Origin of the sequence: Vibrio tubiashii, assembly GCF_028551255.1 — a bacterium.
In the GTDB taxonomy this organism is placed as follows: Bacteria; Pseudomonadota; Gammaproteobacteria; order Enterobacterales; family Vibrionaceae; genus Vibrio; species Vibrio tubiashii_B.
Window position 1 is genome coordinate 160,789 of record NZ_CP117031.1, and the last position, 12,294, is coordinate 173,082.

A 12,294-nucleotide genomic window follows, 5' to 3' on the forward strand; every position below is an offset into this window, starting at 1 on the left:
TTCTTGTGTGATATTGGATCAATAACCTTTAGCGCCGTTAATACGCTCCAGCTCCGCCAATTTATCGAGGAAAGACTTGTCGTCGTCGTCACCGTCGACCAGTTCAGGCGTTACGTCGCCATTGCCACTGCTTTGACGACTCATTAGCGCTTGGTCAACAAATGCCGCTTTATCGTCTTCATCGATTGAACGATACGAGTAAGACAGCAGCTCCAGCTCTTCTGTTGTCAACGGCTCATCCGTGGTTAAACGCTTGGTCTCCAACCGGGTAATATTGCGTTTGGCGTCCTCAAAATGCAGCTTTTTCGCGGGGTTAGCGTTGTTTATCCAACGATACAAGAACTCGACCGCGTGAATGTTACGGCCATGCTTGTGCAGACGGATCCCCAAACCGTCTTCTGATTCCAAGAACAAAATCTCTTTACTGGTCTTGGGATCTTCACTTAACTCTTCAATACTCTCCTTAATACACCGCGACAAAAATACGCTGGTGTTCTTAAAGGAACTTTTATTGGCCTTGAGAGAGCCGTCTTCATTGAGCAAACCCATGAAGGCCCTCAAATCATCGATCTCGATCGGCTTTAAGTTGGTTCCATCCGTTTTAAAGCGTGACAAGATCTCATACAGACGCTTGGTGTACTCACGCTTGAGTCCCAAAAAACTTTTGGTGTTGATCAAAGAGAAACCTTGATTGTACTCGATGTACTCTTTTGATAGCGCATCATTGGGGATCAAAGTCAGGACACGATCTTTGTACGTCGCCTTTTTGAATAAAGGCGTGAACTCAAATTCCGTGTCGCCTTGCTTCTCAATAATGATCCCTATCTTTCGTGATGCCAAACGGCTGACGACCTGCTTTAACTGAGAGCCAATCGCACGATTGTTTAATCCCAACCACTCGGACAATTGAGACGCCGTAAATCGGTATTCAGGTGTCTTGCCTTGATTGTCCCAATCTTCAGGTTTCATGTTCGCCACCATCAGACCAAACAAGTTTGCCTCACGAGCAGTCAGATCCTGCTGAGAGAAAACCAATTCATGGCCTTTCTTGATGTGCTTCGGTAAGTTCTTAGGGTTCGTACTCATACCGGACAGTTTTGTTTGCTCAGGCAAACTTTTTTGTTTTACATGCAGTGTAGGATGACACATTTTAACCAGTTAGCAAACAAATATGTGTGATTAGGCAGTATTAACGACAATTTTGTTTGCTTGTGTCACAATTTTTTGTGCGCCGTTCAAATAAGCAAACTTTTTTGTTCTGTTTTTGACAAGTAAATGATCATTAAGCAAACTTTTCTGTCGTCATAAGCAAACTTATTTGTCAGGTAAGCAAACAAAAATGATCACAAAGCAAACTTATATGATCCTAAAGCAAACTTATTTGATCAAGGTGCAAACTTTTCTGATCTATATTTCTCTAAAAACCATTTAATTTCAATCACTTAAATGCTCTATAGTTATATAGATCAATAGTCTAATAGTTTAGATAGTACTTAATAGAAACAATAGATCTTATAGTGATTGTGGATAAGTGAATAACGGGCTAACCGGTTGGTTTGAGGCATCGACTTGAACCACATCATAATAGAAGGGTCTATGATCATTTTTATGTCGTCCTAACTAACATTAATAATTTCAAACACTTAAATATTTATTCGACAAAAATACACATCGGAATGGGCGTTTTAAGCAAACTTTTTTGTGCGATATAGCAATATCACACATTTTTTTGTACTGATCACTCTATCATGTAGGAAGATCCGATTGTTTTTTAGACAAGTCTTAGTTATTAATTATCATAATGAATGTAAGTACACACTTACATAACGTGTTATTACTGCTTTTACCCACCATCGAGTCTATTAAACACCACACCTGTTTTAAGTGACCATGTCACAAAAGCAAGCGCCTCACTTCACTAGAACATTTTGATTTCAGGGATACCATCATGAGTGAAGAAGTGACGCTGTGTTTTGGCCTTGAGAAGCGATAATGGGTAGATCCCCAATCGCGGCTCTGCGTGACCAAAGAATACCAAACGTGAGAAAAACCAATGTTGGCCGTTGATGTCTCCATAACAGTCCAACGTGACTTGCTGTTTCTCCTGACCACAAGCTCTATTGCTGACAGACAAATCCACAGTCATCGCATTCACGTCACGTACAAGTAAAGAAGAACGTTTTACATAGTGACTTTCTTTCAACTGGTATTGGCTATCAATTGCAGGACAGTAGGGGCGCTGGTAAATCAATTGATCAAAATAACCACACACAAATCGGACCGCAGCCATTTGCAACCGAGTACATTCGTAATCGGTTAAACTTTCTCGTCGCAGTGGTGCTGGTGAAACCAAATAACGCAGATCCAACGGGGTGGAAAAGTGGATCCGTTGATGCCAGCGTTCAAAATAACAATTGGGACGAACAAAGATGCGCTCAAAGTCTCGTTCAAAGGTCAGTGCTAAACAATCGAATATCGCATTAGTGTCCATGATCTTTCTCTGGCTTGAGTTGATGAAACGGCCACCCTATGATTCGCTCGGGATCAGTAGTCGGCATGTATATGCTCTCGATTGTATATATGATTGCTATTGGTGAAAGCGCTGTTAATGATTAATAAACGTTAAATGTAACTTTGAGTTGTCGACTCTTCGAATGCCACTCGATTCACTCTCTCCAAAAGCTTTATTTAAATTTATTAACCTTCTGTCACTGAAAAAGAAGCCATATAGTCAGGTTATCAGATGATGTTAGTTCGGAGGGAGCATGAAATACGCGTTGATAGTCGGGATCATGGCTACGCTGATTCATCACTCCGCGCTGGCCTCGGTGACGGTGTTTAGGCTGACCCTCGGTACTTCAACGGTGCAAACCATGCTCAAACTTTACCCAACCGCTACGTTTGCGAATGTGGATCGCTATACACATGGCCCAATCTATCGCCTGCCAATTGACACCCTTCACCCACCCACAATTTTGGTCAATGATGGGTTGGCGGAAATCAGTCTTGTGTTTGATCGAGCAGATCGTTTGGTGGCACTGTTATGTGTCATGACCGATCAAGGGCAATTCGAGCGTTTAGCCGAGCAACTGGGCCGACACTACTCAGCAGAACCCCATTTACCTTCACACGTTACCCCACCAGCGAAAGCATTTCGCTCAGGGGAAACGCGCATCTTGCTGCTCACTGCACCAAAACGACATCAGGTGTTTTTGTCGTTTATCGAGGAGGCCTTTTTCGATGCGGTGAAACGCCATCAATCCCATCAACGCGCTTGGCTAGTGCGTCCGTAGCGCAGTCATAAGGAAAGATCATGCTCATGTCCGTTCTGATTCCCATCCGTCTCCCCACTCAAGGGTTACCTTTCTGGCGTCAGTGGCTCCGTTGGTGCACGGCCGTACGTTCGTGGCAGTTGGCGGAAGATTGGCGCTGTTGTCATCAAGGACGCGTATTCGTTATCCCGAGCGGTTTTGTGTTTGATGGGGCCTCCTTTCCGCGAGGCCTGTGGGGGGGACTATCGCCGACCGGACTGCTGTTGGTTCCGGGGATTGTTCATGATTTTGCTTACCGCTACGACTATATTTGGGCTCTCGATGACGCTCACCACATTGTGAAAGCTGACGAAGGCGCGGGAAAAAAACATTGGGATCGGCATTTTTATCAAGTTGGGCGAGAAGCTAATGGGATGGCGCTGATCCACGGATTGGTTTGGGGGGGACTTGCACTCTTTGGCGGGGTTGTCTGGCGCCGCTGTCGCCGAACTGTCGCCGAACCCTTATTGCCTAAATCCTTGGTCGTGATTGATCGGGAGTCCCGATGAGCGTGAATGGCCTTACACCCGAACAACGTATCGCATTTCAACGGGATGGCTACTTGGGACCTTTGCCATGTTACGTCGATGAACATGGCCTTGACCAAATTCGAGCGTCGCTGAGTGACATTGTCACCCAAGCACCGGAGCATCCCATCTATGGGCGATACAGTGTGCGCGATTGGCACTTGGTGTTGCCTCAACTGGCGGCGTTAATGACGCATCCCATGGTGATACAGACACTTCGCCAATTGCTTGGGGAAGACTTGTTGTTGTGGCGATCTTACCTTGATCATGTTTCCGGTGGGGGCAGCAGTACAGGGTGGTTTCAAGATTGGGGAGGCGGAGATTGGAAAGCGATTGGTGAGCCGAAACCTTGCTTAAAGCCCATGGGAGGGCAAGCTCGCCGGGACAATAATGTCTCGGTCTGGCTGGCGTTGGATGATGTCACCGCGGATGACGCGCCCCTCAAGCTTATGCGTCGATCACTGTTTTACCGTCATAGACAAGTCTGGGTACCGTTACCGAGCGCCGCGCAATGGCAAAATCCGTTTGCGGGATGCAGAAGCGTCGATGCGATTTTAAGGCGAGCACAACTCGGTAACCTCGTGCCAAACGTGGATACCTCTCGGTTGTTTGAAAGCTACGATGTCGGGATCGATACATATCGGACAGTCATACATTATGTGGAAGCTGAGATGGCGAAGTACCAAGCCAAAACCGTCTGGGGGGTGCCGGAGACGACCGCCGAAACGGTCGTCTTGCCGATGAAAAAGGGGGAGTTTGTGCTTTTTAATGAGCGGCTCTTGCATGGGTTCTTACCCAACCGCAACTGGTCCAGTCGCTACGCATTGCACTGGCGAGTCACCCGCAGTAATACCCTCATTTATCCCGAACGGTTTTGTGGCGATTTGGTGGACGAGGAGCTGCATTACATCACTCATCACGAAAACTTGTTGTTGTGCGGTGAGGATCGTTCTCGGGGGGCCAACCGGTATCGAAGCGTCAGTGCTGCGCCGCCTACTTAATTCGTTAAGGCGCATTATTCCTTTATGTGAGCACTTACTTACAGTTACGAGGGACTGAAAAGCGCATGACACGTTGCACGGCATGCATAAGGAACGAGAATTCCAGCACAAATGCCACCTCGTCACTCGCGTTCTGGGTAGGTAAGTCGTATCCTAGGCGCATCGAATCCCATTGTCGTTTATTTGCCAGTACAGACATGCAAATTAAAAAAGATTTTGAATACTACGAAAACCTGCACACTTTGATCTGCCATGCGTTGCTTCACTTGCTGGGTCAGGTGGCTCAATCCGATCGCCATGTGCCAGTGAGTACCCGCAACGAAATTTTAGTGCGATTTCTCAAGCCTAAGCTCAAACAGCGAACGTTGGCCAATGTGAAAAAAGACATTCGTATGATGATCCAGGTGGCGCGATCCAAAAGTGGCAATTTGGAACAAAAGCTTTATCTGCTGAACACCAAATCCAATCAAACCAAACTGGCTGGGGCAGAAAGCCTCTATTCGTTGTTGGTTTATCTCTATGACGAGTTGAATGTCGAATCGCGCTTGTTCGATAAAGAGGCGCCCATTGAACCTGGGGTACTCTACATGTTAGAAGAACATCTCGAGCACTGTTTCGATAACACCGACCAACAAGTCGCACCGCTTTCCGTGTTGATCCAGTCAGAGCAAGCGTCAGAGTTATTGCCGCATATCGAGCAGCACGGCCAGTTTCGTGCCGAGATGAAAGAGTGGCAGGCTGAACAGCACCAAGCCCATATTCTGTTGCATCCAGTATTGGAGGCTTCGAGTGCGGTGACTTCTGCTCAATGAGCTGTGTAGTTAGCCAAACCGATGGAGAAGCCATACAAAAAAAACGGCTAAGCATCCTTATTGAGTGGTTGCGAAGGAACGCTTGATAACGGTGTCTGCAACCATGAGAGAACCCCCGCTACTCGAGCTGAGGGGCTTTTTTCGCGCTGCCCACCTTCCATTTTTGGTTGAACGTCCTACTCAGAGTGCCAGGGTGATACCTAGTCCTGCTACGACCCACTTTTTGATCTCACGACCTTCATTACTCGCAAGGCTAGGATTGATTCGTATCATCTGCTCACGGTCGTTTGCCATATCGGTAAAGGGCTACAGTGCCACGTCTTCGTTGTTTTCTCTTAATGCGCACAACGGTGTTGTAAGAGATCAAATGAGGTCTTTGGTCGACCCATTTCTTGAATGTCTTGTGGTGAGGCGCAGATAAAACGTTGCTTGGCCGCAAAAGTGACCATTCTCAATGATGAGTTGTTTCATGCTCCAATAGATATGATGACGTCACCATTGGTGATGGGATGACCACTCTGGGTGCTCAGAAAGATCGAGTTCGATACGAGCGTTGGGGGCATGTGTTTAAATCGACCTAAAAGGGGAGCTAAGACATTAAGTTTCCGGCAAATCTGTCCTTTTCGCCATCCAGTTGATCCTGCAGTTCATCCACAGCACGCAAAATCGTCAGGCCTTTTTAATAGTAGTTGCCCTTCTTTCGTTAAGCTGACCGCTCGCGATGGGCGCTGAAGTATGGGGACTGAGCGTTCTTTCGATGCGCTGCACCCCGGGTGTCACTGAGGGTGGGGTCGTGATTACAGGAGAAAAACCTTTTGATTTTAAGGCGGCGAGTGAGACCGTGGCCCATATTTGTCAGCGTCACCCTGTGGCCTCAGTATTGAGTATTGAGCACATGGAGCCAGAACTCTCGGTTGTGGCTTAACCGACAAACCTACTCGGTCAGGATAGGGGCATGCCCTTGTGGATGGGCGCATTCAGTGGCTCCGAATTTCTCGTGCTCCAAGCGGCGACACGCGGGCTGAGAGCGGCTTGTTTAAGCGTTGAACGATTGAGACATTCCGTAGAGCGAAATCTGATATCCGCGGCAAAAATAGAAAGGCCGATCGAAAAAGACGGCCTTTCTATATTTTATGGTGGCTTATCCAGAGTGATTAATGGCGTTTATCTCGATATTGGTTATCCATGTTATTTTTTGATAAACACCAAATTAAAATTTAATGGTGTCTTATCTGAAATCGTAATGCCACCTGCCAATTTAGCTAAGGTGGCTAAATTTTCACTTGGGATCCCAAAGTCTTTTGCACTGATCATGACCGGGGAAGATGTACTTGCGATCAGATAATGTTCCGTTGGTATGATCGTGACAGGGAAACGGAGCGTTTTTTTCACGCCATACAATTCTACGTCGACGGGAATAATCGCGTGCAGCGCGCCTGTGGTGAATAATGCGCGATCAAGGTTAGCCACAATATTCACTTTAGGAAAAAGGGCCGATTCAAAATACAGCTCTGATAGGCGAGTATCTCGGATCGAAACCCCAGTCTTAATCGTTGTGATGTCGAGAGACAACGACAAGCGGCCATCTTCTGATAACACTCCAGCTGCCGGTTGAATGGAGGCGGGCTCGATCACATACTGATTCTTGATGGTCGAAAAACTGATACTAGACAGCTTCTTATCAAGACGGTATTCATCTGAAGCGAAGGCATGTGAGCAAGCAACCGTCACCAGGATGCCGAATGCGATAATTATTTTTTTCATGTTTAATTTCTCCTTGTTTGTTTTTTTTGCGGCGAGGATGGTACCTGTTTTTCTATTATTTCTGGTCTTACCTCAAATTAATTTATGGGTAATTAAGTTCGCTTCATATTGTTATTGTTTATTAAAGGTTAAATACATTGTCATGCCAGATCAGACAGGTGCTGTGAATAACGATTATTTCTAATGAACTTTTGTGAATAGTCCTAATGGCGGGCTGATTGGGCGATGAACTTTGATTATTTTTAGATATTAATGGGTTTAGTCAACGTCATACCGGATTATCCAGGTGTGAAGAACCCCATCATATAAATTCATAACTCAGGCAGGCAATCCGATGGGGCATTGGGCCGGTAAATCGAGAGGGGGGGGCTCGCACTGTCGCGCAAAAACGCACTTTGCCAAAATGTGTGTTGATGCACAGAGTGAGTTGACTGAACCCCCGCTTGTGTGAGGTTGCAATCAGCATCATATTCTAGCGTGCGGACTGATCAAATAGGTAAAGGACATGGTGCCAACATCGGCTGTAAACCGTCGCTGCGGCAGTACATCATTCGATACCTTGGGTATATTGTCGCGACGCTCCCTTTGGGCCTTGGTATTGTCTGGATGGCGTTTTCTTCCAACGTAGACACCCGATTGCTTACACTGAGCGGGGAGCGCCGCGTCTCTCATCGCAGCTTTGCTGACTCGCTCGACGAGGAGGTGGATCTTTCCATAAAAAGTAGACAAATGCTCCCAGATTAGCCACTGGATGCCATTAAGTTTCCTTGCACGTGACAGAGAAACAGGAAAATTAATGGCCGTTCTAGCTTATGGCTGCGCGATTGGTATCTTTTCATCTAGATCGCGAGGTAAACATGATAGGCACTAGCGCCAAACCCGATGCTGTTGCTACTATCCCCCCAAAAATTGACATGGGCAGTATTTAAATGTGATTTATAGATATCCAGTTTGGTTTTTTATCGGCACTCGATTTGCCATAAGTATTTCATCGTTTTTATCTATTAGAGTTATCGTTATTTCCCATTAAACAAATGCAATCATTGAAGATATATTCTTCGTGGGCAGAAAGGAGCTTTTGATTAGCCATTGACCACTCGACTGGTTAAATGGTTAGGACGCATTGGAGAGCATCCATGAAGATGTCAAAAAGCTTTTTACTAATTACAGTTGGCTTAGCCAGCACATCTCTACAGGCGCAGACCCTGACAAGAGACAATGGCGCACCAGTCGGTGACAACCAGAATTCAATCACAGCAGGTGAAAACGGAAGCGTATTACTGCAAGACGTTCACCTGATCCAAAAATTGCAGCGTTTTGCCAGAGAGCGAATTCCAGAGCGTGTTGTGCATGCTCGTGGTACAGGTGCTCATGGTGAGTTCGTTGCATCGGGTGATTTTAGTGACTTAACGGTTTCCGCTCCTTTTACTAATAAAGGAAAGGTAACTCCTGTTTTCGTTCGTTTTTCGACCGTTATTCACTCAAAAGGATCACCAGAGACACTTCGCGATCCTCGTGGTTTTGCCACTAAATTTTATACTGAACAGGGTAACTGGGATCTGGTTGGGAACAACCTGCCTGTGTTCTTCATCCGTGATTCAATTAAGTTTCCGGATATGGTGCACTCTCTAAAGCCGTCTCCAGTTAACAACGTTCAGGATCCAAACCGATTCTTTGACTTCTTCAGCCATGAGCCGGGTGCGACCAACATGCTGACTTGGCTATATAGCAACCTAGGCACGCCAGCAAGCTATCGCACTATGGATGGCTTTGGTGTCCACGCTTACAAGTGGATCAACAAGAAAGGCGATGTGAACTATGTGAAGTTCCAATGGAAAAGCCAGCAAGGCATTGAAAGTCTTCGTCCTGATGAAGTGACGGCAATGCAGGGTAAGGACTTCAACCATTTAACCAATGATCTCTACAAAGAAATTGGTCTAGGGAACTACCCTAAGTGGGATCTGTACGTGAAAGTGTTATCGCCAGAAGCCCTGAACAAACTGGATTATAACGGGTTGGATGCAACCAAAGTATGGCTGAATGTACCGGATCAAAAAGTCGGCACTATGATGTTAAACCGCCTCCCAGAAAATTTCTTTTTAGACACTGAACAGTCGGCATTTGCACCGTCAAATTTGATTCCTGGTATCGAGCCATCGGAAGACCGTTTGCTTCAAGGTCGTTTGTTCTCTTATGCAGATACACAGTTGTACCGCTTGGGAGTGAACTTGTTCCAACTGCCAGTAAACCGTCCGTTAGCATCCGTGAATAACCATAATCAAGACGGATTGAGCAACAACGCGAAGCAAGGCCATGGTGATGTGAACTACGAACCAAGCCGTAAACTGGCGCTGGAAGAAAGCACGCAATATAAAGCGGTTGAAACCAAGCTGGTCGGGACTGTTCAACAAAAAGCAATCAGCAATCCTCGCAACTTCTACCAAGCAGGTGTGTTATTCCGCAGCATGAGCAAGCAAGATCAGAGTGATTTGATTGCCAACTTAGCGGGTGACCTAAATAAGGTGATGGATAAAGACGTTAAGGAAACCATGGTGAGCTATTTCTATCGTGCAGATAAAGAGTACGGTACGCGTCTGGCCAAGGCAACAGATAGCAATCTCAAGCAAGTGAAAAACAAAGCGATGATGTAAGCAATAAGTTTTGACCTGCGGGAGATTTATCTGCTCTTTTCTGCCCGAAAATCAGGGCTCCCGTGGGTCATTCTCCCATTCCGTTAATGAGGATGAGTAAATGAAAACTGTGTTTTTGCTCTGCGCCGTTCTGCTCTCTTGGAGCTTCTCGCTAGCCTTATTGGCTGCCGAAGACAAATTGGAAGAGGAATACCAATCTCTGGTTGAACTATTCTTTGGTGCTGCGCGAATTGGCAATAACGAAGTGGTCGATACTTTTGTTTCTCAAGGCTTTCCAATCGACCAACGAAATAATCAAAGTTATACCGCTTTGATGGTGGCAGCGTATCAAGGAAATAGAGAAACCGTTCGCTTGCTGCTCGACTCAGGTGCCAACGCCTGCCTGCAAGATAAGCGTGGTAACACCGCATTAATGGGGGCACTCATCAAACGCGAAATTGGTATAGCGAAAGACCTATATCAAGCGGAGTGCTCGCCAGAGCTGCGCAATAAAGCTGGGCTAAATTTGAAAGAATTTGCCGAGATCTATGGTCAATCCAATGTTCTGAAATTGATTCAACACTGATAAATAGCAATCAATAGGATCCACAGTATGAATAACACCACATGGCTTGCGGCACTGACGCCACGAGTAAAACTTGATGATGTAAAAGGTCGTGTTTTGATGGTTCATGCTGGTGGCGATAATCACTTTGACCATCCGGCGAAACTTGGCGGCGGTGGTGCTCGAATTGTGTGTGGTGTGATTAAGTAATCCCCTTCTTTAGACGCCACAAACAATAAACGGTCCAGATTATCTGGACCGTTTTCTTAGTTCTGTCGCATCGGAGGGAACTAATACGCTTTGCAATGTTTGAAGTCCTGTTTTTACTTTAACTTGGGCACTACATGGACTTCTCCGGCTCCCAATCCCCATCTGATATCGCTTTTGTAGCAGTTCGATATGCTAAGCGACCGAGATATTGAAGAGAGTTTAGCGGACCGACGAACCCTAGTAGATCACTTCATCATAGACCGGTGGGTCATCAATTTCGCTCCATGATAGAGGCTAAAATCCGGCCAATTCAATGACAGCAAGTAGGCGATTGAGTCAGCTTCGGCTGGCCGTTTCCACGTGTGCGGTAGTTCCAATCTTGTTCAGTTCACCACCGTTTGTTTTGGGGTTTCTGAGTGGTGAAGGGAAACTGGATTTCTTGGAGCTTGAGATATGGATAGACACGCCGCCGTAAGGGGGCAGGCGCAACCAGCGGCAGCGAGAAAGAAAAGCCCCAATTTTGACTTCAAGCTCATCATTTTCCTTTAGAGATTGTTCTGTGGCGCAAACGGCATATTACGGTGGGTACGAACACTGCGAAGAATCATCGATATATCTGGTGATGGCGCTTATGACACTATCAGGATTTAGAATTCATTCTCAATTCAATCTTTTTTGTTATTGGAGAACATGTGATCCCGTCACGCTCTTTAGTGAAATTATATACATTAACGGCAAGTAACATTAGACTTAAAAAGTATTCGTCATCAAAACAGGCCAGAGTAGATAGGAATGACAAAGGAAACAGCACTCATTCAAGCACAAGATCCAAACAGCATGCTCCAGAAGTCGCGAAAAGTTACTACGAAATACATGACTGCAACAGAACGTGAGACTTACATTATCAAACGATCAATCGAATGTTTTGCTCGACATGGGTTTGGCGTAACTACACGTGAATTAGCTAAAAATATCGGTGTTACCCAACCGCTGATATATCGATATTTTGGAAGCAAAGAGGCATTGATTGAACGAGTTCATCATGAAGTGTTTGTTTCTCGCTGGAACCCTCAATGGGAAATTGCACTATCCGATCAAAAACAGCCTATAGAAGAAAGGTTGATCAATTATTTAGAAGAATACACTTCGGCCATTTTAGAAAATGATTGGGTTCGATTGTTCATTTTTACGGCATTAAGTAATCCAGAGTTCAACAAAAACTATACTCAACTTTTAAAAGAAAAAATATTTTTCCCTATCTTAAGCGAAATTAGGGCAGCGCATGGGTTAGATCCAGCCCCTTCAGAAATTGATATTGAAATAATTTGGGGATTCCATTCCAGTTTCTTTTATATGGGGATACGTCGCTGGATCTACCTTATGCAACTACCTGAAGATATTAATGCAATTATAAGAGCACGAGTAAAGCATTTTCTTTATGGATACTATGCTCTATTAGAAAATAGTCATTAAT

General features: G+C 45.5%; 12 protein-coding genes and 1 pseudogene. 10 read left to right on the forward strand and 3 right to left on the reverse strand.

Annotated features, from left to right (window positions below; genetic code table 11):
* Positions 1-18: 18 nt before the first annotated feature.
* Positions 19-1,086 (reverse strand): replication initiation protein, encoded by a 1,068-nt coding sequence (locus LYZ37_RS23665; RefSeq protein ID WP_272788417.1) that lies wholly within the window; start codon positions 1,084-1,086, stop codon positions 19-21.
* Between the two features lie 832 nt (positions 1,087-1,918).
* Complete coding sequence (locus tag LYZ37_RS23670; protein WP_171321658.1) at positions 1,919-2,491, reverse strand: hypothetical protein; 573 nt, start codon at positions 2,489-2,491, stop codon at positions 1,919-1,921.
* A 274-nt stretch (positions 2,492-2,765) separates the two neighbouring features.
* Here LYZ37_RS23670 and LYZ37_RS23675 point away from each other — a divergent pair, with 274 nt between their 5' ends.
* From LYZ37_RS23675 to LYZ37_RS23695, 5 genes are all read left to right on the forward strand, one after another.
* Positions 2,766-3,293 (forward strand): hypothetical protein, encoded by a 528-nt coding sequence (locus tag LYZ37_RS23675; RefSeq protein ID WP_004747996.1) that lies wholly within the window; start codon positions 2,766-2,768, stop codon positions 3,291-3,293.
* Between the two features lie 26 nt (positions 3,294-3,319).
* Positions 3,320-3,820 carry a DUF1353 domain-containing protein gene (locus LYZ37_RS23680; protein ID WP_272788561.1) on the forward strand — a complete coding sequence of 167 codons (501 nt, stop codon included), beginning with the start codon at positions 3,320-3,322 and terminating at the stop codon, positions 3,818-3,820.
* Positions 3,817-4,839, forward strand: coding sequence for a phytanoyl-CoA dioxygenase family protein (locus LYZ37_RS23685; RefSeq protein ID WP_272788418.1), 1,023 nt, complete (start codon positions 3,817-3,819; stop codon positions 4,837-4,839). The genes LYZ37_RS23680 and LYZ37_RS23685 overlap by 4 nt, the downstream gene beginning before the upstream one ends.
* A 197-nt stretch (positions 4,840-5,036) precedes the next feature.
* Positions 5,037-5,651 (forward strand): DUF2913 family protein, encoded by a 615-nt coding sequence (locus LYZ37_RS23690; RefSeq protein ID WP_171321666.1) that lies wholly within the window; start codon positions 5,037-5,039, stop codon positions 5,649-5,651.
* A 721-nt stretch (positions 5,652-6,372) separates the two neighbouring features.
* Positions 6,373-6,576, forward strand: coding sequence for a hypothetical protein (locus LYZ37_RS23695; protein ID WP_272788419.1), 204 nt, complete (start codon positions 6,373-6,375; stop codon positions 6,574-6,576).
* A 263-nt stretch (positions 6,577-6,839) separates the two neighbouring features.
* On the opposite strand, the gene LYZ37_RS23700 is transcribed toward LYZ37_RS23695, so the two are convergent.
* On the reverse strand, positions 6,840-7,415 hold the full coding sequence (locus LYZ37_RS23700) for a YceI family protein (protein WP_272788420.1): 576 nt from the start codon (positions 7,413-7,415) through the stop codon (positions 6,840-6,842).
* Positions 7,416-7,749: 334 nt separating this feature from the next.
* Here LYZ37_RS23700 and LYZ37_RS23705 point away from each other — a divergent pair.
* The 5 genes and pseudogenes from LYZ37_RS23705 to LYZ37_RS23730 all read left to right on the forward strand — a co-directional run bounded on the left by LYZ37_RS23705 (position 7,750) and on the right by LYZ37_RS23730 (position 12,293).
* Positions 7,750-8,159 (forward strand): annotated as a pseudogene (locus tag LYZ37_RS23705) (hypothetical protein).
* A 392-nt stretch (positions 8,160-8,551) separates the two neighbouring features.
* Positions 8,552-10,066 (forward strand): catalase, encoded by a 1,515-nt coding sequence (locus LYZ37_RS23710; RefSeq protein ID WP_272788421.1) that lies wholly within the window; start codon positions 8,552-8,554, stop codon positions 10,064-10,066.
* 100 nt (positions 10,067-10,166) lie between these two features.
* Positions 10,167-10,631, forward strand: a complete 465-nt coding sequence (locus tag LYZ37_RS23715) for an ankyrin repeat domain-containing protein (RefSeq protein ID WP_272788422.1) — start codon at positions 10,167-10,169, stop codon at positions 10,629-10,631.
* Positions 10,632-10,658: 27 nt separating this feature from the next.
* Positions 10,659-10,820: a superoxide dismutase family protein gene (locus LYZ37_RS23720; RefSeq protein WP_272788423.1), complete on the forward strand. Its 162-nt coding sequence runs from the start codon at positions 10,659-10,661 to the stop codon at positions 10,818-10,820.
* Between the two features lie 792 nt (positions 10,821-11,612).
* A complete protein-coding gene (locus LYZ37_RS23730) occupies positions 11,613-12,293 on the forward strand; it encodes a TetR/AcrR family transcriptional regulator (RefSeq protein ID WP_004747968.1) in 681 nt (226 codons plus the stop codon).
* The last annotated feature ends 1 nt before the right edge of the window (position 12,294 follow it).